Below are 21,660 nucleotides of genomic sequence, written 5' to 3'. Positions count from 1 at the left end.
ATCAAGTCCGGCATGACGAAGGGAAACCCATGACCGACGTCCCCGTCATCCGCACTACCGCCCTTACGGGCGTCGCGCACGGCTTCCTGACGCGTGCCGGCGGTGTGTCGGACGGTGCCTATGCCAGCCTCAATTGCGGCATCGGCTCGCACGACGATGCGGCGAAGGTCACCGAGAACCGCCGCCGCGCGACCGAGGCGGTGGTGCCGGGCGCGCAGCTTGCCGGGCTGTACCAGGTCCATGGTGCCGATGCGGTCGCGGTGCTCGACGCCTTCGATCCCGCCGTCCGCCCCAATGCCGACGCACTGGTCACCAATCGTCCCGGCATCGCGCTCGGCATCCTGACCGCGGACTGCGCGCCGGTACTGTTCGCCGACGTGACGGCCGGCGTCGTGGGCGCGGCACATGCCGGGTGGAAGGGCGCGCTCGGCGGCGTCACCGACACGACGCTGCTGACGATGGAAACATTGGGCGCCGACCGCGACCGCATCGTCGCCGCGGTCGGTCCGTGTATCGCGCAAGCCAGCTACGAAGTCGACGACGCCTTCCGCCAGCGCTTCGCCGCCGAGGAAGCAGAGGCCGACCGCTTCTTTCGCGACGCGACCGCCGGCCATGCGATGTTCGACCTGGCCGGCTATGTCGCCTATCGCCTCGCCCGCGCCGGGGTTCGCACGGTCGAGATCGTCGGGGCGGACACCTATGCCGACGAAGCCCGCTTCTTCAGCTACCGCCGCGCGACGCACCGTGCCGAAGGCGACGCGGGCCGGCAGATCAGTATCATCGGGCTAACTGGTAACGATTGATACGATCGGCTAGGCTCGCTCAGAATTAAATTCGGAGAGAATGCATGGCCGACAAGACCGAAGCCGACGTGACCGGCGCTCCCGCCCCGCAGGGCAAGGGCGATCCTGGCCCGAAGACCATCGGCGGCCGCAAGCTGAAGCCGGCGACGATGATGATGGGCCACGGCTATGACCCGATGCTGAGCGAAGGGTCGCTCAAGCCCCCGATCTTCCTGACCTCCACCTTCGTCTTTCCCAATGCCGCAGCGGGCAAGCGCCATTTCGAGGGCGTGACGGGCAAGCGTCCGGGCGGTGCCGAGGGTCTCGTCTATTCGCGCTTCAACGGCCCCAACCAGGAAATCCTGGAAGACCGGCTGGCGATCTGGGAAGAGGCGGAGGATGCGCTGGCGTTTTCGTCGGGCATGTCGGCGATCGCGACCCTGTTCCTGGCGATGGTCAAGCCGGGCGACACGATCGTCCATTCCGGACCGTTATATGCGGCGACCGAGACGCTGATCGGCCGCATCCTCGGCAAGTTCGGGGTGAAGTGGCTCGACTTCCCGGCCGGTGCGACGCGGGAGGAGATCGACCGCGTGCTGAGCCAAGCGAAGGCCAGCGGCGACGTCGCGCTGATCTACCTCGAAAGCCCGGCCAACCCGACCAACGCGCTGGTCGACGTCGAGGCCGTGGCGGCCGCGCGCGATGCGATCTTCACCGGCGAGAACCGCCCGCCGATCGCGATCGACAATACCTTCCTCGGCCCGCTGTGGGCACAACCGATGAAGCAGGGCGCGGACCTGGTCGTCTATTCGCTGACCAAATATGCCGGCGGCCACTCCGATCTGGTCGCGGGCGGCGTGCTGGGGTCGAAGGCGCACATCAACACCATCCGCCTGATGCGTAACACGATCGGCACGATCTGCGACCCGAACACCGCCTGGATGCTGCTGCGTAGCCTCGAAACGCTGGAACTGCGCATGAGCCGCGCGGGCGAGAATGCGGCGAAGGTCTGCGCTTTCCTGCGCGATCATCCGAAGGTCGACCGCGTCGGCTATCTCGGCTTCCTGGAGGATGGCCCCGACGCCCGCCAGGCCGACATCTACCGCCGCAACTGCACCGGGGCGGGCTCGACCTTCTCGCTCTACCTGAAGGGCGGCGAGCGCGAGGCCTTCGCCTTCCTCGACAACCTCAAGATCGCGAAGCTGGCGGTGAGCCTCGGCGGTACCGAGACGCTGGCGTCGCACCCGGCGGGCATGACCCATCTGTCGGTCCCGCAGGAGCGCAAGGACGCGCTGGGCATCACCGATTCGCTGGTCCGTATCTCGATCGGCGTCGAGGATGCCGACGACTTAATCGCAGATTTCGAGGCCGCGCTGGACGCGATCTGACCCGCCCTTTCCACTGTCATTCCCGCGAAAACGGGGATCCAAAGTCGCGAGCGATGTCGCTCTTGGCTCTGGATGCCGGATCAAGTCCGGCATGACGGTGGTGAGGATCGAAATAAGCCCCTATACCCCCGCCCTAAACCTCTCAGGACACGACCAAAATGCTCGACACCCCGATGGCCCAGGTTCCGCTGCTCGACATGAGCGAACAGGCCGCCGACCCGCAAGGATTCGCCCGTGCGCTCGGCGAATCGTTCGAACGGTTCGGCTTTGCGATGGTGTCGAATCACGGCGTGCCCGATGACGTCGTCGAGCGCGCCTGGGCGATGACCAAGGCGTTCTTCGACCTGCCCGAAGACGAAAAGCGCAAGTTCTTCGTCGAGGGCGGCGGCGGCGCGCGCGGCTATACGCCGTTCAAGACCGAGATCGCCAAGGGCGCGACCCACGTCGACCTCAAGGAATTCTGGCACGTCGGCCGCGAACTCGCGAAGGGCCACCGCTTCGAAAGCCACATGCCGGCCAACCTGTGGCCGGACCGGCCGGAAGGCTTCCGCGACACCTTCCTCGACCTGTTCAAGGCGCTGGACGATGCGGGCCTGCGCCTGCTGTCGGCGATCGCGCTGCACCTGAACCTCGACAAGGACTGGTTCGAACATGCGGTGGAGGACGGCAATTCCGTGCTGCGCCTGCTCCACTATCCGCCGGTCCCCGCCGACGCGCCCGAAGTCCGCGCCGGGGCGCATGAGGACATCAACCTCATCACCCTGCTGCTCGGTGCCGAGGAAGCAGGCCTGGAACTGCTCGAAAAGAACGGCACCTGGCTGCCGGTCAAGCCGCCGGCGGGCGCGATGGTCGTCAACGTCGGCGACATGCTCCAGCGGCTGACCAACCATGTCCTGCCCTCGACCACCCACCGCGTCGTCAATCCGGCGCCCGAGCGCCGCGGCTTCTCGCGCTACTCGATGCCCTTCTTCCTCCACCCCGCGCCCGATTTCATGATCGAGACGCTGCCGGGCACGATCACCGCCGATCGTCCTAATCGCTATGAAACGCCGATCAGCAGCCATGACTACCTGCACGAGCGGCTGGTCGAGATCGGGCTGATCAAGAAGTAATTCTATGGCGGCCCGGACTTGGCCGCATGCGGCCGAGGCGCTAGGCGCTCCCTCACGAGCGGGGGCGACGCCGTCCCCATAACCGTCATGCCGGACCTGATCCGGCATCCAGGGCCACAGGCAGTATCGCTTGCGGCACTGGATTCCGGCTTTCGCCGGGATGACGATCGTGACTGGGGGATTTTGACGTGACCGAACCGCTTCGCGTAGCACTGGCCGGCCTGGGAACCGTGGGCGGCGGCGTCATCCGCCTGCTCGACGCGAACCGCGACCTGATCAAGCGTCGCGCGGGCCGTGCCATTGAAGTCGTCGCCGTCTCCGCCCGCGATCGCGCAAAGGACCGCGGCGTCGACCTGACCCGCTTCGACTGGATCGACGACACGACCGCGTTGGCGGAATATGAAAGCGCCGACGTCGTCGTCGAACTGATCGGCGGATCGGACGGCCCCGCCCTCACCCTCGCGCGCAAGACGCTGGCCGCCGGCAAGGCGTTCGTTACCGCGAACAAGGCGATGCTGGCCCACCACGGTCTGGAACTCGCCGAAGCCGCCGAGGCACAGGGCACCGCGCTGAAGTTCGAGGCAGCCGTCGCCGGCGGCATCCCGGTCATCAAGGGTCTGCGCGAAGGCGCCGCCGCCAACGCGATCGAGCGCGTGACCGGCATCCTCAACGGCACCTGCAATTTCATCCTGTCGAAGATGGAAGCCGAGGGCCGCGACTTCGCCGAGGTGCTGAACGAGGCCCAGGCGCTGGGCTATGCCGAGGCCGACCCCAGCTTCGACATCGATGGCGTCGACGCCGCACACAAGCTGTCGCTGCTCGCCGCGCTCGCCTTCGGCACCCAACCCGCGTTCGGCGACGTTGCCGTGACCGGCATCCGCCACGTGCTCGCCGCCGATATCGCCGAGGCCGCCGCGCTCGGCTACCGCGTGCGGCTGGTCGGCGTGGCGGAGGCGGACGCCCACGGCCTGTTCCAGCGCGTTCACCCGCATCTGGTCCCGGTCGACCATCCGCTGGCGCACACCACCGGCTCGCTCAACGCCGTGGTCGCCGATGGCAATTTCGTCGGTCGCCTGTTCTTCCAGGGCCGCGGCGCCGGCGACGGGCCGACCGCATCGGCCGTCGTCGCCGACCTGATCGACATCGCCCGCGGCGAGTTCGGCTCGGCCTTCGCCATGCCCGCCTCCGCGCTCGCCAAGCCGGCCCCCGCCGACACCGGCGAACGCCGCGGCCGCGCCTATCTGCGCTTCGCGGTCGTCGACAAGGTCGGGGTGCTGGCCGAAATCGCCGCCGCGATGCGCGATGCCGGCGTGTCGATCGAAAGCCTGATCCAGCGCGGCGCCAACAGCGACGGCCATGTGCTGGTCGCGATCGTCACGCACGAAGGTCCGGAGCGCTGCGTGGCGCAGGCGCTGGAGAAGCTGCGGGGCTCGCAGAGTCTGGCGGGCGACCCGATGTGGATGCACATTCTGGGGTAAGGCGCCGGCGCGGCGGGATTTACGATAGGCTAAGCAATTCCGCCTAACCCTTCCGCATGCGACGTCGGGCTACTCCGTCCGTTTCCGCCCGGAGATCAATCTGGTCGATACCGCCCTGCACACGGTGCTGACGCTGCCGCAGGCCAAAGCCTATATGGACGAGCGTCAGGCAGGCTATGCCGCGCACCGTGTCGGCCCGGGCCATCTCGTGCGGATGGATATGGGCGACGATCCCGTCCAGACCGCCGAGGTCGTCTCCTATATGGACCAACGCGTCCGCGACTTCCCCATTCCGGGGAGGATCGCTGTCGTCACGTCCAGCGCGATCGCCCGCCTTCAGGTCCGCCGCGTCGTCTATTCGATCGACGGCAACCGTCGCCTGTTCGAAGACCCAACCGCCGCACTCGCCTGGCTTCTCGAACGGCCTGCGGCGGCCTGACCGCGGCGCGACCGTGGACACGCGGTGATGAGCCGCGATCTTTCTGCCGATAGCGCCACTTTGCCTTATAGGGCCGGCGGCTGCATGAACTCTATCGTGATATGGTCGGGACCTGAAACATAGGCGGTCAGCGTCCCTTTCCTTGGACCGGCAGGGATCGATTGCGGCCTTCCCCAGGCTTTCCATCCTGCCGCCTCCACGCGAGCGATAGCCGCATGAATATCCGTCACCGTCAGCGCCAGATGGGCCGCTCCGATCGATCCGGCGCAGTTGGGTATCACCCCGTTCCGGCGCCCCTGAGAATATTGCAACAGTTCGACCGCATAGCCGTCCGGTCCGGTGACGATCGCCGTTTTTACACTCGGATCATCGACACCGGTCACCTGATGCAGGAAGTCGCCCCCCATTTCCGATTGCCGCTCAAGAGTGAAACCCAGCGCCTCCGTCCAGAACCGAACGGCGTCGTCCAAAGAAGATACGGCGAAGCCGGTGTGGTCCACGGCGATTACGTCGGCGGCGTCTGTCATGACCGGACTCTCACGCTACCACGGGCGCAACCGCCTCAATGAACGAACCGCGCCACCACGTCGCGATAGGACCGGCTGACCTTCACCTGCCCGCCGGAATCGAGCACCAGGAAGCATTCGCCATTAGTGTGCGGCTTCACCTGGCGCACCAGGTCCAGGTTGACGATGGTCGAGCGGTGGACGCGCTGGAAGCGGCGTGGGTCGAGGCGCTTTTCCAGATCCTTCATCGTCTGGCGCAGGATCAGCGTGTTGTCGCCGGTCTTGATGCACATGTAATCGCCGGCGGCCTCGACGACCTCGATCGTATCGACATCGACGCGGAAGATCTTGCCGCGGTCCTTGATGTTGATGAGCTTTTCGAACCGGTTCGAGGAGGGCTCGATCGCGCCACCGTCGGCCATCGCGTCGACCGACTCGGGGGCGACCTCCGCCAGCACTTCCTTCAGCTTCTCGACCTCCTCGACGCCACGCTTCTCGGACAGCCGCTGCCGCACACGGTCGAGCGTGTCGGCCAGCCGCGCCTCGTCGACTGGCTTCATAAGGTAATCGACCGCCTGCGCCTCAAACGCCTTGAGCGCATGATCGCTATAGGCGGTGACGAAGACGAACAGCGGCGGTTCGACTTCCATCAGGCCCTGGATGACCGAAAAGCCGTCGAAACCGGGCATCTGGATGTCGAGGAAGACGAGGTCGGGCTTATGCGTCTTGATCGCGCTGATCGCCTCACGCCCGTTCTGGCACTTGTCGATGATCTCGACGTCGTCGAATTCCTGGAGGCGCAGCTCTAGGCCCTGGATCGCCAGCGGTTCGTCGTCGACGAGAATGGTGCGGATAGTCATGCGTCGCGGTCTTTCATCATGCGAAAACGTATCAGTTGCCCCCTGATCGATTCCCCCCTGATTGGTCTCAGGCTCCCTCGCGTGCCGGCTCCTCCAGCTGATATGGTATCTCGATCACCACAGAAAAGCCGCCTTGCGGCATCGCGCGGATCTCGAACCTGTGATCGGGGCCGTACGCCTGCGCCAATCGCTCGCGGATATTGGCGAGGCCGACCCCCGTGGACAGGCTTGGCCGCTTGTTTGCGCCGTTCAAGCCGGGGCCGGTGTCCGACACGGTGATGCGAACCCGTTCGGCGGCGAGTTGAGCGAGGACGGAGATGTCAGCCCCCTCCTCCTGCGGCGTCACGGCATATTTGATCGCATTCTCGACCAGCGGCTGGAGCAGCAGCGAGGGGAGCCGCGCGCGCTCGACCGCGGGGTCGATCTCGAAATGGGTGCGCAGTCGCTTCTCGAAGCGCATCTTCTCGATCTCGAGGTACAGCTTCAGCGTTTCGACTTCCTGCACCACGGTCACATGCGCAGTCGGTTCGTTGGCGAGCGTATAGCGCAGGAAGGCCGACAGCCGGCTGAGCATCGCATTGGCGCGCTGCGTTTCTTTCAGCAGCACCAGGGTCGAGATCGAATTGAGCGTGTTGAACAGGAAATGCGGGTTCAGCTGGTATCGCAGCATCGCCAACTGTGCCGACGAAGCCTCGGTCTCCAGCAGGTGCATCCGGTCGACCTGTTCCTCGACGATCAGATACCAGTTGATGCCGAAATAGAGCGAGGTCCACCCGGTCAGCACGGTGAAAGGGATGAAGCTCGACCCGATGACCAGCGCCCAGCTGATCCCCAGGTCCGCCCCGCGCGCCAGGCCGGGCCGCAGGAAGCTGATGTTGAACGCCTGGATGACCGAATAGACCAGCGTCGCGATCAGCAGCGTCGCCACGGTCAGCGCGATCGCCCGCCACCGCGGCTGGCGCCGGTAATAGCCGTAGAGGGTGGAGAGCAGCAGCGTCAGGCAATAGCCGACGATCGCCTCGATGAAGATCGGCGGATAGCCCTCCACCGACACGCTGTTCGACGCGGCGACGACGACCCGCAGCAGCAGATAGCCCGACCAGCCGAACGCCTGGAGCATCCAGAACGCGCGGCTTTTCTGTTCGAAGAAGGGCCGGGAAAAGATCGTCTGCTGCTGCACGGGTCAGGCGTGTAACGGTTCGTCGCACGACGCGCAAAGAAAAGGGCCGCCGTCCCTGATGGAACGGCGGCCCGGAAGAAGTGTGTTGGTTTCAGTGATTAGAAACCGACGACCAGCGAACCGATGAAGGTCCGCGGATAGCCCAGCTGTGCGTTCGGCGGGCTGCCGTAGTTGGTGATCGCGCCGGTGGTGCTGTTGATCGTCGGGCCCTGGTTCAGGTTGGCCTGGAAGCCGCCGACGAAGGTTTCGTTGAAGGCGTTCAGCAGGTTGAACTGGAAATAGGTCTGCTTGCCGAGACCAGCCCAGTCCAGACCCACGCGGGCGTTGAAATCGACCAGCGTGTAGGCAGGAGTCTTCGCCGGGAAGATCTCATAGGTCTGAGTAACACCGTTGACGCTCAGAGCCTGACGGACCGGCTCGTTCGTGTCGTACACGTAGCGCGGGCCGGTACGCTTGGCGTTCACGCCGAGTTCGATCGGGCCGAGCATCGCGTTGGCACCGCCGCCGAAGGTGTAGACCGGCGAACCGCCCTCACGCTTGCCGCGGGTCGGAGCGAAGACCGCAGTGCCATTGGACAGACGACCGATGAGCACATCGTCCTGGATTTCGGATTCGAGGTACGAACCGAAGGCATAGACATTGAACTCGCGGATCGGCTGATACTGGATGCTGCCGTCGAAACCGTACTTCTTCACGCGACCCAGGTTGCGGTACAGCGTGCGGTCCAGATCGGGATCATAGGACTGGGCCAGACGGTCCTTGTAATCGGTGTACCAGCCCGACAGCTGCGCCTGCAGCTTCGACGACGTGAAGCGTACACCGGCGTCGAAATTGTCGGTCGTCTCCGGCCGCGGGTTGGCCTGCTCGACCGTCAGCGGGAAGAAGAACGAATTGTACAGGTTGTCCGTACCCGGGACCTGAAGACCCTTCGAATAGTTGCCGAACACCTGGAACTGGCGAGTCAGGTTGTAGGTCAGACCGACGTTCGGCAGAACCCGGTTGTACTTGAACACGCGACGCTGCGGACCCTGGATCGGCGCGGTGACGGCGCTGGCGCCGGTGCCCGAGATGGTCACGGTCGGATTGCTGGCGAGATAGGCCTGCAAGCCGGCGGTGTTGCTGCCGAAGCACTCGACAAAGCCGGCCGCGCTGGACGTGGCGCAATAGTTGTTCAGATCACGCTTGAAGAACGGCGCACGCACACCGAGGTTCACGACCAGCGTCTCGTCGAAGAACTCGCCGCGATATTCGCCCGACACCTGGTTCAACAGAGCGTAGGACAGACGGTCGCGACGCTGCAGAACGGCGCCCGAGCCATCCTTGACCTGATCGTTGATCGGGAAGACGTCGAACGGCACGCCGTTCGCCTGCAGGAAGTTCACTTCACCGGTCTGACGGTGACGCGCACGATCGAAGGTGTAGTTCAGGCGCAGCGTCTGGGTGTCCGACACATCCCAGCGCAGGCCCGAGATCAGACCGAAGCGACGCGTACCCGTCTGGTTCGGCGCGAGAACGCGGACGGTATCGAACAGATCGCCGTCGCCGTTCAGGTCGCGGCCGAAATACGGCGTGCCACCGATATAGCCGACCTGGCAGCTGTAACCAGAGGTCGCCGGTGCGTTGACGCACTGCGCGGTGGTCGCCGTGCCGCCCGTCGGGTTGACGTCACGGAAGCCTTCCTGGGCGACGGCGGTGCCGCCACCATTCGCCTTAACGAACTGATAGGAAGGATCGAAGGTGAAGACGAGGCCTTCTGCCAGCGTGAAGCGCGATGCACCGCGGAAGTTGCCGGTGTTCGACGGATTATAGCGCTCGTCGAAGGTCGAACCGCAGGTCGTGGCACCGTCCGGATCGTTATAGCCGCTCGCGCTGACCTGCGCGAACGTCTCGCGAACCGCGGCCTGCTGGGTCTGGCAGCGGGCGATTTCGTAATAGGGCCGCTCGTTATCGAGGACGAAGCGGTTGTTGCTTCCCGACCCGACGATGCGCTGATTCGATTCAGAAACCGTCTGGTTCGGCGACGTGCCGGTGACCGAACGCTGTACCAGGTCGCGACGCAGCGGCAGCGAACCCTGGAAGTTGTTGCGGTTCACGTTGTAATGCCCCGACAGCGAGACGAAGTCGCCGTCCGAGCCGATGTCCTGCCAGATGCGGGCGTTATACTGCTGCTTGCGGATCTTGCCGATGTTGTTGAACACGACGTTGTTGCGCGCCTGACTGGCCGACACGAACATGCGTGGGCCGCCGGCGAAGATTTCGCCGGTCTGGATCAGGCCGAAGGTACGGAAGAAGTCGTAGTCGCCGACGCTGCCGACCATCTTCACGCTGAAGTCCTTCGACGGACGGATCGTGCGATAGTTGACGGTCGAACCGGTCGCACCTGCGGTCGGCGAATCGACGTCGGTGGAACCCAGGTTCACGTTGACCTGCTCAATCAGTTCCGGGTCGAGCTGCTGGTTCGAATAGATCGAATAGTTGCCCGAGTCGTTCAACGGAACGCCGTCGAATGTCTGGCTGATGCGGGTCGAGTCGAAGCCGCGGATCGTCAGAGTACCGCCGGCCGAACCGAAGGGGTCGTTGTTCTGGAAGCTGACGCCCGGCAACGCGTTGATCGTTTCGTTGATCGACTGGCCCGGCGCGGTGCGGCTGATGAATTCCTGCGTCAGGACAGCCTTTGCCTTGGTCGTGGTCGGGTTCTCGAAACCGGCGACGTCGGTGTCACGCGAGCCGCGAACGACGACTTCGTTCGGTGTTTCGTCTTCGAAGTCGATCGAACCGGTCGACTGGGCGTATGCCGCGCCCGGGATCAGGAGCGCGGCAAACGCCACGCTGGCAAACAACTGCTTCCGCATGAAAAATACCCCTCTGAGCATGCTGCTCGGACACGGCACCCGCGCCGTTCGCGGTGCGCCCTGCTCTCGATTTGTGACTAATAAATGACGGCACCCCGACTCGTCGAGTCGGATGCTAATTCACCTTTGTTGCGTTGCAAAAAGGCATCACTTTGAAGCAGCTAAACCCTCGCACAATCTTGAAATGACCCAGCCTCCCTCTGAGAGCACAAGCTAGAGGAGGACAAGCTAACTCGACCCATCTCTGGCCGATACAAGTTGGAACGACCCATCGAATGGCAAGGAGGGGCTCGGCGGCAGGATAGGACTAGATCAGAGCGGGAGGTCAGACGACTCGATGACAGCTCGATCCCAACCGACCGCCGTCCTGCAGCCCCGGAACGGAGCTAGCCGCCACTTGGCCCGCCGCTGATTCCACCCAGTACGAGCGCAGATTTCCGCGACGGAAATCGTCTGCTCCGCCAACTTCAGAATCGACTTCATGCTGACCGATACCCGAGGTCCAATCTGACGACGACGGGATATCTCGTCATTTAGAATGGAACGCAGATCGGCGTGCGGAATTCCTTGGAGGTTGAGAATCTCCCGAGCGTCCGTGAGCGAACAATCTTCGCCAGACTCGAAGACCCCGCCGCCGGGTAGCTCGAGCGCAGCCTGATCAAACGCCTTCATATCCTCAGGGCGCACGAGGATCATGCGCATCCAGTTCGTTTCGATGGTGATCGGCTCTTCGCTCCAGAAAGGCAGGGCGCCATTTCGGATAGCCTCGAAGATCGTGGCCCAAGGCTTCAGACGACCGCCGATCCGTCGTGCCGCGGTGCCGATAGGTTCCACCGCGCCCGACCTGTCCGCTTCGTTACGCATCTTCTCTAGTTCGGTCGCCATCGCGGCCACCGATTCGATGGTGATGCAATCGGCACCTCTAAGGAATAGAACGCCGGCATGCGTTTCGGACGTAAGCGCGCCAGTCACGCGTAGCTGCTCGATTGCATAGAATGGCAGCCCGTTCGTCCTGTTGATCAATGCACTCGACCGCGATCCCGTCAGGCGCTTTTGAAGATCAATGATCTCAGACCTGCGGAAGCGGATGTGTTTCTCGCTATCACCTATCTTTTCAATGGACACTACGCTGTGCGCAACAAGGTCGTCCAATCTATTTGGAGTGATGCCGAGCAGTCGGCCCGCTTCTATGCGAAGTATGATGTCGTCGTTTTTGGCGAAGCTGCGCCTCACGTTGGCGAAGAGGTCCGGGAACGCGCGCTTCACCGTTTCGGCCTGCATGTCGGATACGAGGAAGCGCCGTCCCAGCCGACGGATGTCCTTCCTGTGTCTGATAAGGCCTCTGTAATCGCCTTTCAGCCGTTCAGCTTTCTCGTCAGCCCAGTTGCGGATCCCATGCGGCCAACTCCGCAACATCGCCGTGCCTCCTGCGCAGATGCGGGCGACCCGATCCGGCGGCAACTTATGAACCATCTTCCTCGAAACTTGCCGATCGGCTGCTTCGACGCATAAGCCCACTGCGATAATCATATCGATGAGTTCCAGCGGACCGAACAGCCTGACTTCGTCCGACAGTTCATGGAGCGCCGCGTTTCGACGGTCGGTCAAAGAGGAGAACAGGTCGGCGAAGAGCCGATAGTCCTCGGCCAGCGACTCCTCCAGCAGCGGTGCTACCGTCGGCTGAATCCTTTCATCGCACTCTTCGGAATCGCATCTATCGACACCCCGTGTCACCTTCCAGCGAAGCGGCCTGCCGCATTTCGAGCAGTCAGACCTCAGAAGCTCCAGGCTTACCGGACAGTATGGCAGTAGCTTGATCAGCCAAGCCTCGCGGTGATGCGGGCTCGCCTTCAGGGATAGTGGCGAGATCCGTCTGCGATGGGTTTCGAGCTCGAAGGGCTCGACGATCGCGTCGCCGAACCTGGCAGGACTGTTCAACGCGCTCGGGTTCGTCGGCGGCGTGACGCGAGCGAGGATTGCCGCCTCGCTGCAGCCGAGGATGGGGGCGAGCTTCGCAAGCATCGCCGGGTCGACCTTCGAGAGCGATCCGGGGTAGTCCATGCTGATCCCCGCCCGCCTGAGCACGCCGTTGATGTTGCCTAGAACGTGGAACGCCACCCGATCGGCGACCAAGCCGATGAGGGTCTGATCGGCGGCGACCGGCTCGCCGGGGAAGCGAAGCGCGCGCCCCGTCAGCATATTATGTGCGGACACGTCATATCCGCCGCGGTATCGATGGGTCCGCGAGGTCGCCCCCGTCGTATTAGTCATGCCGAGAACGGATCGCAGTCGACCCACTTGGACGGAATCGCGAGCTCTCGGACTACGCAGCTCAGATCATAGTCTTCGATGCCCTTCGCGCCGCGGGCCGCGGCGTGGGCCGCGGCTGCCTTCAGAATGCGCGAGACCCTGCCGAAGTAGCCGGTCGACGCTATGCGCAGAGCCTCCAACGTCGTCGCCTCGATGAGGTTCTGCGAGCAGGTGACGGCTTTGCAGTTCTCCAGCTGAATGCCGAAATTCAACACGAAGTTGCGGAAATGGATCGCCTCCGCGTCGTTTTTCGGGTTGATTGCGGGCAGGTACATCGGCAGGCCCAGTCTGGCCCTGAGCTGCGGGTTCCGGTTGAAGACCGCCTTGGCATCGAAGTTGCCGACGAGCACGAGCGGCGCCACTCCCAGATCGAGCAGGCGCTTGAGGGCGTCCGTCACGTCGGCGACGTCGTTGCCGTCCTTGTGCAGGTGCTGGCACTCGTCGATCACGATGAGCTCCACGCCCAACTCCACGACGAAATTGCGGATCCGCTCGCGAAGCTGCTTTTCCGTCCCGATCATCCAGTCGGGATCCTTCATCTGAATGAGAATGTCCTGAAGCACGCTCTTGAGCGTCGTCTTCTTGTCCAGTCCGACGATGACGACCTGGAACGGGTTCGGGGGCAGTCCTTTCCTCATGCGCTCGTCGGCGAGCTCACGCTTCCGGTCGACCGGAGTCGCTCGAGGTCGTCGATCACGGCCGTCAGCGACGGCGGCTGATCGAGGTCGATCGAGACGCGAAACGCCACGATCCGCCGTTCAGGAAGCAGCACCGCGGCGAGCAGCGAAGGCATCGCGTCCGTTGGTTCGTTTGCAACCGGCAGCGGGAACCATAGCCTACCGATGGCGATCCTCGGGGACCCTGTCATCTGCGCCCTCCCGTCCGCGCGCGCCTTCCGCAACCAACTCCAGATCGTGGGGCGCGAGGGCGGACGGACGTTTTCCCGGGCGCACTCCTCTTCGATCAGGACTGCAATGGCCGTCGCGCTGCGAGCCGTCCCATTCTCCCGGCCGATGATTGCGTGCCCGATCTCGGCCGCCCGGTGATCGATGCCGTAGTCTCGCGTGGTCGTACCTCGCGATCCGAATACGAGCAGCTTCGGGTCGCGATGATCGCGCCATGCCGTCGCCAGCCGCTGGAGCTGCCATCGGCTGAGCCCGATCGACGCGGCGATGCGGATCGAGTCACTCGTATTTGGTGCCTGAAGCGCGAGATACTCGGTGATGGCCGCGATCCGCCGGCGGGCCTCGGGCACACGCAAGGGATCGATGCCCGAGAAATCGGGATCGCTCATGGGAATTCTCCTCAAAGATGCTGTGGGACGCCGTCAGCTCAGCTGTCCGTCTCAGTTTCCTCCGAACGCGCGCTCGACGAACGCCGGCGAGCGACCTTCGCGACCGCAATGGAGGGGTACACGCGCATGCCGTGTCAGTTCGGCTTGCTCGCGATTCTGAACGCGCCGCGGTTGCGCGCAACCGGGCCGCGCAATCGTCGGTCGCCGCTCCGTCGGCAGACCGGCTTCGCCGTGAAGATACCGAGATGCGGGAAATCGACGGGTTGGCCGGCTTCCGCTCGCCGTTTCGCCAGTTGGTCGATCGGGTCTGAATTTTCCGGCAAATCGGTTTGATCGGCCAGCCGCTCCAGGCGCCGGCTTCTTGAGCGCCGGGTCGATGCCAAGACCAAAATCTCAGCAGCGCGCAAGCCGCAACCGGCCACGTCCCGCTCCTCGAGGGGTCAGACCCCCTCGTCTTCCTTCAAGACCGCAAGACCTCGGGCCCGGATGTTCCTGGCAGCGTTGAGGTCGCAATCGATGGCCAGGGGCGGCGGGGCACGCTTGGGCGCTCGCCCGGTGGCTGAGGCGAGTTCGAAACGCGGAATGCGCGCGCCTAAGGCGCGGGCGACGGCGGGGTCAGCCGCGCACGCAACGCCTTCTTGTCGATCTTGCCCACGCTCGTTCGGGGAAGCGCATCGACGAGCGCGATGCGCTCCAGTCGTGCGTACCGGCTTAGCGCACCGGACGCGATGGCTTGGCCGATCGCCGCGTTCACGTCTTCCAGCGTCGGCGTCGCGTTTTCGTCGGGGACGACGACAGCCAGCTGTACCGCGATGACGCGTACGTCGTGCGGGAGATCGTTCATCTCGCAGCGCAGCTCCGCGCTATCGCAAACGGTGAGGATGTGCCGGATCGGTCCGGATCGCCCCCTCCGCCCATTGGGCTCGACCCCCGTCGCGGAGGGCGCTCGTGATGGGGGACGGCATCGACCATGATCTGCCGTGGGGTTGGTGGCTCCGCGCCCACGGTGGGAAGTTGCAGGATGAGCACGGTCGCCTCTGGTTGAGCGTCAGGGACGCCTTCTGGCAAGGCCGCCTTTGCTTTCCCGAGGTGCACTTCGCGCCCGAGCAGCAGGAACTCATGCTCCGCACTCTGTCGGCGTTGAGGCGTCGCTGGCTCAGCGGCGCCGAGAACAGGCACGACCTGTTCAACGGCGACATGATGATCTGGCGCTTCTACATGTGTTGGCTCGCATCGATTGGCATGCTCGAGCTGACCGTTGGACGTAGCGCGCTTGAAGCACCGCTCAGCGCCGAGGGACGGTCGGTGCTGCTTATGCTGCAGGCGACGCGGGACCCGGAATGGGAACGGCTCCCGATCGACGAACTGCTCGAAACGGTCTCATACGCGCGCAGCGCCGAACAAGATGAGAAGGAGCGGCGGCTCGTCGCGTTCGAGAAGGAGACGAGCTTCCGGCGTCACCAGTTCGCACGGGAACGCGTAGGTCGATCCTACGTCGTCACGCTGACGAGCGTGGCGGTCGACGCCCGCATGCCGACCCGTCGCGTCACCTGGTCGCAGGCCTTCGTGGATCCGAATGTCCGTGACGCTCTGTACGAATGGCTGGCCGAGCGGGTCGACTGCTGGGAAACGTGGGGTGGAATTGCCTACCGGCGGGGGGCGGACGCCTTCAACAGCCACCTGTTGTCGCTCGTGATCGCGTCTGGAAACTTCCCGGCGTGAAATCGACGAACAGAAGCAGCCTGCCCGTCGCGGTCGGTTTCGAAGGAACCGACCGCGACGCTGCGACTTTGCGGACCGCCCGTCGGATCGCTGAGCGCCGGATGCGCGCGATCGACGAAGCTAGGGACTTTCTGAAGTTGAACGCATTCCGAGCCGAGCTGGGTGCGACGATCCGCTGCGTCACTCCACTGCTCACCCCGCTGCTGGCGCTGCAGGACACGACCTTGAACGACGCCGTGTGGACCATCCAACCGCCGACCGGCTGGCCGCAGCACCCTCGCGTGGGCACCTTCGTCGCGGGGCAATCATGCGGATGCCGATTGACCCGACGCCATTTCGATTTCGCCGGTGGCGTGAGGACGAGATGTCCGTTCTGCTCCCACGACCGTGGCTCCTTCTTCAGCATTACCAGAGGAAGCTGGTTTCGACTCGACGTTTTCCGCCATTCGCTGGAAGTAGCCGGTCGCCTCGGTCCGATCCGCTTCGCATCCGAATTGGGCAGACTGAACATTGAACCGGGTATCGACCTGCCGATCGCGGTCCGGAGCGCATGCGTCGGAAAACTGATCGAAGAGGTCATCGATCACGAGATTTTCCTTGGTCGAGGTTGGAAGATCGTCGACGTCGCAGAAGCACCTCTGGACTCCGGCCGGACGGTTCTGATCGCTGATACGGAATTCGTGGCATATCGGATGCCGTGGGCGCGTTGATGGAGGCGAGCCGCTGCTAGTGCCCCCTCTGCGCACCCACTTGCGCACTGACGCTCTTATGGGAAGGGTCTTGGATTAGACCTTCGACTTTCCCTCCGAGCAAGCAGTCTACAGTGGGACGCTTCGCTTGAAGGATGTCTATATCCGCAGGGTGTTTCCGGCCACTTCGCCAACAAATCCACGTTTAGTCGCCAGCCCGCGCCACAGGCGCGCCCTTAACACGTGAAATAATACATACACAATTAATCCAAAATCTTCACTTCAGACCATTCAACTGGTACATTTCCTATCAAAGGACTGATCGATTATTCTGAAGCAATAGATATATAATATAACTAACTTTTCAAAATCAGGCGTCACTATGCCTTCATTTAACTCCGTAAGAAATTGTCAAAATATTTCGACACCATTCATAATTTCACGCTATGGATCAAGATGTATATTGAAAGTTTATTGTTAGCTAAATTTTTTGGCTAAGGTCATTAACCTTGTAATGGGTCAAGGTCAGCTGGTCAGAGGGCTAAAGCCTCTGCAACGATAGCTGCCCACCCTTCCTCGTCAACCACCGCCACACCCAGATCGGCAGCTTTCTTCAGTTTCGATCCCGCGCTGGCACCCGCGACGACGAGGTCGGTTTTGGCCGACACCGAACCCGCGACGCGGGCACCGAGCGATTCGGCCTGCGCCTTGGCTTCGTCGCGGCTCATGGTTTCCAGCGTGCCGGTGAAGACGACGATCTTGCCGCTGACCTGCGACGCGCGCGATTCGACGACGAACGGCGGCGGCGCAACCTCACGCAGAAGATCGTCCCACACCGCGACATTGTGCGGTTCGTGGAAGAAGTCCGCCAGCGCATGGCCGACAGCCGCGCCGACATTCTCGACGCCGATCAGTTCGGCAACGGCCTTGTTCACGCGGTTGTGGAGCTTGGCGTCGTCCTCGCCAAGCGCCGGCTGCATCGTATCGCGCAAGTCTCCGATCGCCCGCGCCAGGTTCGCGATCGCCGGGAGGGTTTCATACCGCTTCAGCAGGTCGCGTGCCGTCACGATGCCGACGTGACGGATGCCGAGGCCAAACAGCAGGCGCGCGGCGTCGGGCGCGCGGCGCGCCTCGATCGCGGCGAAGAGCGCATCGATCGACGTCGCCTTCCAACCCTTCATCGCCAACAGGTCGTCGCGGTGGGCGTGGAGGCGGAAGATGTCGGCCGGTTCGGCGATCCAGCCGAGATCGAGGAACAGCTTGAGCCGCTCGATACCAAGCGAATCGATATCCAGCGCCCCGCGGCTGACGAAATGGCGCAACCGCTCCAGCCGCTGTGCCGGGCAGATCAGTCCGCCGGTGCAGCGCACATCGACTTCGCCCTCCTCCGCCACCGCCTCGCTGCCGCATTCGGGGCAGTGCGTCGGGAAGACGTACGGCTCTCTCGCTTCGTCGCGGGTCAGGTTCTCGACGATCTGCGGGATGACGTCGCCGGCGCGTTGCAGCACGACGCGGTCGCCCTCGCGCACACCCAGCCGCGCGATCTCATCGGCATTGTGCAGCGTCGCGTTGGACACGACGACGCCGCCGACCGTCACCGGCTCCAGTCGCGCGACCGGGGTCAGCTTGCCGGTTCGCCCGACCTGGATGTCGATCCGCTCCAGGGTCGTCTGCGCGCGTTCGGCCGGAAATTTATGCGCCAGCGCCCAGCGCGGGGCACGGCCGATGCTGCCCAGCCGCTCCTGCCAGTCGAGCCGGTCGACCTTGTAGACCACGCCGTCGATGTCGAACGCCAGATCGGCGCGCTTCGCCTCGATCGCGCGATAGACGGCCAGCGCCGCCGCGACATCGTCGCAGCGCTGGAATTCGGCGGCGACGGGAAAGCCCCAGTCCGTCAGTGTCGCGACGACGCCGGCCTGGGTATCGCCCGGCACCGCACCGACCTCGCCCCAGCCATGCGCGAGGAACCGCAGCGGCCGCCCCGCGGTGACCGCGGCGTCCTTCTGGCGCAGCGACCCGGCGGCGGCGTTGCGCGGGTTGGCGAACTGGCGCGCGACCTTGCCCGCCGCATCCGCCTCCGCCAGAAGGCGCGCGTTGAGCGCAGCGAAGGCGGCCTTTTCCATATAGACCTCGCCCCGCACTTCGAACACGTCGGGCGCGCCGGCGGGCAGGGTGCGCGGTATGTCGTAGTCGGGGATCGTCAGCACGTTCGCCGTCACATCCTCGCCCACTGCCCCGTCGCCGCGGGTCAGCGCGCGGACCAGCCGGCGGTCCTCATAGCGCAGCGAGCAGGACAGGCCGTCAATCTTGGGTTCGGCGGTCAGCGCGACGGGCGTGTCGTCGGACAGCTTCAGGAACCGCCGGACCCGCCCGACGAAGTCGCGCACGTCCTCGTCCGAAAAGCCGTTGTCGAGGCTCATCATCGGCCGCGCATGGGCGACCTTGGTCAGGTGCGACGCCGGGGCCGCGCCGACCTGTCGCGACGGGCTGTCGGCACGGACCAGATCGGGAAACGCTGCCTCGAGCGCGGCATTGCGGCGCACCAGCGCGTCATAGTCGGCGTCGCTGATCTCCGGCGCGTCGTCGGTATGATAGAGGCGGTTATGGTGCGCGATCTCGCGCGCCAGGCGATCGAGTTCCTCGGCCGCGGCGGCTTCTGTGGTCGGCAGGGCGCTGGTCATGACGATCGACTAGGGTCCGGCCCCGGAAACGGCAATGGCCGTGACGGTGGCTCGGGCGGGCAGATTGCCGAACGGGTGGATCATCATCCGCGTCCTGCACTCTTCGCGGCGTGTCGGTAGGCTTTGCCCAACCGTTCGTGCTGAGCGCAGTCGAAGCACCGAGGCCCGCCCTTCGACTTCGTTCAAGGCGAACGGTGAAGATCGGAGCGGTAAGCCGACCTAACCCGCCCTTGCTCGCCCTGCGGCGGAGCGTGCCGCATGGCTGTCCAGCGCGACTGGGTGCGCGAACTCGACACCCGCGCGGCTTCCCTCCGCCCAGCGCACGATGCCTTCGACGCGGCGACCGTCGCCCAGGTCAAGCCGGACCGCCATGCCGGTCGCGCCCGCGGGGAATTCGATCCCGTCGATCATCACGCCGTTCGGCGACAGGTTGCGGATGCGGACCTCGCCGCTCGATCCGCCGACTTCCAGCATGGCCCAGCGCAAGACCTTCGACCGGGCCGCGCGACTGACGCGGTGGCCGACCGGAGCCGCGGCGACACGGCCGCCGGCGCTTTGCGCCAGCACGTCCGCCTGCGACACCGCCTTGCCATACACCCACCCCTGGATGCTGGTGCAGCCCAGATCGCGGATGACGGCGATCTCGTCCTGCGTTTCGACACCCTCCGCGGTCGTCTCCATCCCCAGCGTCTCGGCCAGCGTCACGATCGCGCGGATGATGGCGGCGTTGCGGTTGCCGGGCACCGCCGCCCCGCAGACGAAACTGCGGTCGATCTTGATCTTGTCGAACGGCGCGCGGCGCAGATAGCCAAGCGACGAATAGCCGGTACCGAAGTCGTCGAGGCTCAGGCGCACGCCCAGCCCCTTGAGGCTGGCGAACATCGCATCGGTCGACGCGCCGTCGGTGACGAAGACGCTTTCTGTGATCTCCAGCTCCAGCCGCTCGGGCGCGATGCCCGAATTGGCGAGTGCGCTGGCAACGATCGCGGGTAGCGCGGGATTGGCGAACTGGATGGGCGAGACGTTGACCGCGACGCGCACCGTCTCGGGCCAGCAGGCGGCGTCGGAGCAGGCGCGACGCAGCACCCAGCTGCCGATCGCCTCTATCATCCCGCATTCCTCGGCTATGGGCACGAAGTCCGCCGGGCTGATCGCCCCGCGTTCCGGGTGCTGCCAGCGCAGCAGCGTCTCATAGCCGACGATGCTTTCATCCCGGGTCGACACGAGCGGCTGGTAGACGAGGTGGAACTGGTCGGCGACCAGAGCGTGGCGCAGATCGTCCTCCAGCTGTTTGCGGCTGCGCGCGTCGTCGAGCATTTCCTCGCGGAAGAAGCGGTGAACGCCGCGCCCGCTGCCCTTGGCGGCGTACAGGGCCAGGTCGGCGCTGCGGACGATCGTGTCGGAATCCTGCCCGTCCTCCGGCGCGACGGCGATGCCGATCGAACATCCGATCGAAATCGACGATCCGGCGATGAAATAGGGTTGCGACAGCGCGGTGATGATCGCGTCGGCGAGGACGGCAAGCTTCGCGCGGTCCGCCTCGCTCGGCACGATCACCTTGAATTCGTCGCCGCCTTGCCGACCGACCAGCCCCGCATCGCCGACCGCGCGGGTCAGCCGCTGCGCGACCTGCTTCAGCAGCGCATCGCCCGTCTGGTGGCCGAGCGTATCATTGACCGCCTTGAACCGGTCGAGGTCGAGCAGCAGCAGCGCAGCGGTGCGATAGCCGATGCCGATCTGCGCCAGCGTCTGGTCGAGCGCGAGGTTCATGCGCTGGCGGTTGGCGAGGCCGGTCAGCCCGTCGAACAGTGCCAGACGGGTGATCTCGGCCTCCGACCGGCGCTTGGCGGTCAGGTCGCTGCCCCAGCCGACGAAACCCTGGAAATTGCCGTTCGCGTCGATCAGCGGGCGGCCGGAGATCGACCACCAACGATCGGCGTCACCATCGACGGCACGCACCGAATATTCCTTGAAGGACGTCCGCGACGACAGGTGGAAGCCCAGCGTGCGTTCGGTCTCCGGCGAGTCGCTGTCGATCTGGAACAGGCTGGTGAGGGCAGCCCCCGCCGCGCCGTTGCGCGCCGACACCCGTTCGGCGACCTTCCGCGACAGATAGGTGATCCGCCCCTCGCGATCCGTCTGCCAGAACCAGCCGGAGCCCTGTTCCTCGAACGCGTCGACCAGTTGCAGCGCGCGGACACCGCCCAGCGCATCGTCCTCGCCGATATCCTCGGGTGCCGGTGACCGCCGGGAAGCGCCGAGCGCGCGAAAGGGTCGGATCATCATCGCCACGCCCTTAACCTATGATGGGCTGTCTTAAGGATTGCTCAAAAACGGTGGCGTCCCGGAAAAACACCGCCGCCGATC

At 64.5% G+C, this 21,660-nt stretch carries 18 protein-coding genes; 7 read left to right on the top strand and 11 right to left on the bottom strand.

What is annotated here, in order from left to right:
* Positions 1 to 29: 29 nt before the first annotated feature.
* From pgeF to ACFSC3_RS09030, 5 genes are all read left to right on the top strand, one after another.
* Positions 30 to 803, top strand: a complete 774-nt coding sequence (gene pgeF, locus ACFSC3_RS09050; RefSeq protein ID WP_380940080.1) for a peptidoglycan editing factor PgeF — start codon at positions 30 to 32, stop codon at positions 801 to 803.
* A 44-nt stretch (positions 804 to 847) separates the two neighbouring features.
* The gene (locus tag ACFSC3_RS09045) at positions 848 to 2,170 is read left to right on the top strand and encodes a cystathionine gamma-synthase family protein (protein ID WP_380940079.1); all 1,323 of its coding nucleotides are present in this window, start codon (positions 848 to 850) and stop codon (positions 2,168 to 2,170) included.
* Positions 2,171 to 2,328: 158 nt separating this feature from the next.
* The gene (locus tag ACFSC3_RS09040; RefSeq protein WP_380940078.1) at positions 2,329 to 3,282 is read left to right on the top strand and encodes an isopenicillin N synthase family dioxygenase; all 954 of its coding nucleotides are present in this window, start codon (positions 2,329 to 2,331) and stop codon (positions 3,280 to 3,282) included.
* A gap of 188 nt (positions 3,283 to 3,470) precedes the next feature.
* Complete coding sequence (locus tag ACFSC3_RS09035; RefSeq protein ID WP_380940077.1) at positions 3,471 to 4,760, top strand: homoserine dehydrogenase; 1,290 nt, start codon at positions 3,471 to 3,473, stop codon at positions 4,758 to 4,760.
* 124 nt (positions 4,761 to 4,884) lie between these two features.
* Positions 4,885 to 5,199: an STAS/SEC14 domain-containing protein gene (locus ACFSC3_RS09030; protein WP_380940076.1), complete on the top strand. Its 315-nt coding sequence runs from the start codon at positions 4,885 to 4,887 to the stop codon at positions 5,197 to 5,199.
* A 65-nt stretch (positions 5,200 to 5,264) separates the two neighbouring features.
* Here ACFSC3_RS09030 and ACFSC3_RS09025 read toward each other — a convergent pair whose 3' ends face one another.
* The 9 genes from ACFSC3_RS09025 to ACFSC3_RS08985 form a co-directional block, all read right to left on the bottom strand.
* Entirely contained in the window at positions 5,265 to 5,726 is a 462-nt protein-coding gene (locus ACFSC3_RS09025) for a VOC family protein (protein ID WP_380940075.1), read from the bottom strand.
* A 35-nt stretch (positions 5,727 to 5,761) separates the two neighbouring features.
* Positions 5,762 to 6,565: a LytR/AlgR family response regulator transcription factor gene (locus ACFSC3_RS09020; protein ID WP_380940074.1), complete on the bottom strand. Its 804-nt coding sequence runs from the start codon at positions 6,563 to 6,565 to the stop codon at positions 5,762 to 5,764.
* Between the two features lie 67 nt (positions 6,566 to 6,632).
* Positions 6,633 to 7,685, bottom strand: coding sequence for a sensor histidine kinase (locus tag ACFSC3_RS09015; RefSeq protein ID WP_380940898.1), 1,053 nt, complete (start codon positions 7,683 to 7,685; stop codon positions 6,633 to 6,635).
* Positions 7,686 to 7,843: 158 nt separating this feature from the next.
* Positions 7,844 to 10,597: a TonB-dependent receptor gene (locus ACFSC3_RS09010; protein ID WP_380940073.1), complete on the bottom strand. Its 2,754-nt coding sequence runs from the start codon at positions 10,595 to 10,597 to the stop codon at positions 7,844 to 7,846.
* Positions 10,598 to 10,909: 312 nt separating this feature from the next.
* Positions 10,910 to 12,868, bottom strand: coding sequence for a hypothetical protein (locus tag ACFSC3_RS09005; RefSeq protein ID WP_380940072.1), 1,959 nt, complete (start codon positions 12,866 to 12,868; stop codon positions 10,910 to 10,912).
* Positions 12,865 to 13,545, bottom strand: a complete 681-nt coding sequence (locus ACFSC3_RS09000) for a TniB family NTP-binding protein (protein ID WP_380940071.1) — start codon at positions 13,543 to 13,545, stop codon at positions 12,865 to 12,867. The genes ACFSC3_RS09005 and ACFSC3_RS09000 overlap by 4 nt, the downstream gene beginning before the upstream one ends.
* Positions 13,542 to 14,201 (bottom strand): hypothetical protein, encoded by a 660-nt coding sequence (locus tag ACFSC3_RS08995; protein ID WP_380940070.1) that lies wholly within the window; start codon positions 14,199 to 14,201, stop codon positions 13,542 to 13,544. Before ACFSC3_RS08995 ends, ACFSC3_RS09000 begins: the two co-directional genes overlap by 4 nt.
* 134 nt (positions 14,202 to 14,335) lie before the next feature.
* The gene (locus tag ACFSC3_RS08990) at positions 14,336 to 14,623 is read right to left on the bottom strand and encodes a hypothetical protein (protein WP_380940069.1); all 288 of its coding nucleotides are present in this window, start codon (positions 14,621 to 14,623) and stop codon (positions 14,336 to 14,338) included.
* A gap of 170 nt (positions 14,624 to 14,793) precedes the next feature.
* On the bottom strand, positions 14,794 to 15,045 hold the full coding sequence (locus ACFSC3_RS08985; protein ID WP_380940068.1) for a hypothetical protein: 252 nt from the start codon (positions 15,043 to 15,045) through the stop codon (positions 14,794 to 14,796).
* A gap of 107 nt (positions 15,046 to 15,152) precedes the next feature.
* Here ACFSC3_RS08985 and ACFSC3_RS08980 point away from each other — a divergent pair, with 107 nt between their 5' ends.
* Both ACFSC3_RS08980 and ACFSC3_RS08975 read left to right on the top strand, forming a co-directional pair.
* Positions 15,153 to 15,923: a hypothetical protein gene (locus ACFSC3_RS08980; RefSeq protein ID WP_380940067.1), complete on the top strand. Its 771-nt coding sequence runs from the start codon at positions 15,153 to 15,155 to the stop codon at positions 15,921 to 15,923.
* Positions 15,920 to 16,633, top strand: coding sequence for a hypothetical protein (locus ACFSC3_RS08975; RefSeq protein WP_380940066.1), 714 nt, complete (start codon positions 15,920 to 15,922; stop codon positions 16,631 to 16,633). The genes ACFSC3_RS08980 and ACFSC3_RS08975 overlap by 4 nt, the downstream gene beginning before the upstream one ends.
* A 512-nt stretch (positions 16,634 to 17,145) precedes the next feature.
* Here ACFSC3_RS08975 and ligA read toward each other — a convergent pair.
* On the bottom strand, positions 17,146 to 19,293 hold the full coding sequence (gene ligA / locus ACFSC3_RS08970; protein WP_380940065.1) for an NAD-dependent DNA ligase LigA: 2,148 nt from the start codon (positions 19,291 to 19,293) through the stop codon (positions 17,146 to 17,148).
* Positions 19,294 to 19,512: 219 nt separating this feature from the next.
* Positions 19,513 to 21,579 (bottom strand): putative bifunctional diguanylate cyclase/phosphodiesterase, encoded by a 2,067-nt coding sequence (locus tag ACFSC3_RS08965; RefSeq protein ID WP_380940064.1) that lies wholly within the window; start codon positions 21,577 to 21,579, stop codon positions 19,513 to 19,515.
* Positions 21,580 to 21,660 lie beyond the last annotated feature (81 nt).

Origin of the sequence: Sphingomonas floccifaciens, assembly GCF_042681125.1 — a bacterium.
In the GTDB taxonomy this organism is placed as follows: domain Bacteria; phylum Pseudomonadota; class Alphaproteobacteria; order Sphingomonadales; family Sphingomonadaceae; genus Sphingomonas; species Sphingomonas floccifaciens.
Note: the sequence above shows the minus strand (reverse complement) of the source record. Positions and strands in the feature narration are given on the sequence as shown.

Excerpts from the sequence above, each read along its gene's own strand:
- ACFSC3_RS09045 (WP_380940079.1), top strand. The coding sequence starts at position 848 with ATGGCCGACAAGACCGAAGCCGACGTGACCGGCGCTCCCGCCCCGCAG.
- ligA (WP_380940065.1), bottom strand. The coding sequence starts at position 19,293 with ATGACCAGCGCCCTGCCGACCACAGAAGCCGCCGCGGCCGAGGAACTC.
- ACFSC3_RS08980 (WP_380940067.1), top strand. The coding sequence starts at position 15,153 with ATGGGGGACGGCATCGACCATGATCTGCCGTGGGGTTGGTGGCTCCGC.
- ACFSC3_RS09020 (WP_380940074.1), bottom strand. The coding sequence starts at position 6,565 with ATGACTATCCGCACCATTCTCGTCGACGACGAACCGCTGGCGATCCAG.
- ACFSC3_RS09000 (WP_380940071.1), bottom strand. The coding sequence starts at position 13,545 with ATGAGGAAAGGACTGCCCCCGAACCCGTTCCAGGTCGTCATCGTCGGA.
- pgeF (WP_380940080.1), top strand. The coding sequence starts at position 30 with ATGACCGACGTCCCCGTCATCCGCACTACCGCCCTTACGGGCGTCGCG.
- ACFSC3_RS09005 (WP_380940072.1), bottom strand. The coding sequence starts at position 12,868 with ATGACTAATACGACGGGGGCGACCTCGCGGACCCATCGATACCGCGGC.
- ACFSC3_RS09025 (WP_380940075.1), bottom strand. The coding sequence starts at position 5,726 with ATGACAGACGCCGCCGACGTAATCGCCGTGGACCACACCGGCTTCGCC.
- ACFSC3_RS08985 (WP_380940068.1), bottom strand. The coding sequence starts at position 15,045 with ATGAACGATCTCCCGCACGACGTACGCGTCATCGCGGTACAGCTGGCT.
- ACFSC3_RS08995 (WP_380940070.1), bottom strand. The coding sequence starts at position 14,201 with ATGAGCGATCCCGATTTCTCGGGCATCGATCCCTTGCGTGTGCCCGAG.
- ACFSC3_RS09010 (WP_380940073.1), bottom strand. The coding sequence starts at position 10,597 with ATGCGGAAGCAGTTGTTTGCCAGCGTGGCGTTTGCCGCGCTCCTGATC.
- ACFSC3_RS09040 (WP_380940078.1), top strand. The coding sequence starts at position 2,329 with ATGCTCGACACCCCGATGGCCCAGGTTCCGCTGCTCGACATGAGCGAA.
- ACFSC3_RS09015 (WP_380940898.1), bottom strand. The coding sequence starts at position 7,685 with ATGCTCCAGGCGTTCGGCTGGTCGGGCTATCTGCTGCTGCGGGTCGTC.
- ACFSC3_RS08965 (WP_380940064.1), bottom strand. The coding sequence starts at position 21,579 with ATGATGATCCGACCCTTTCGCGCGCTCGGCGCTTCCCGGCGGTCACCG.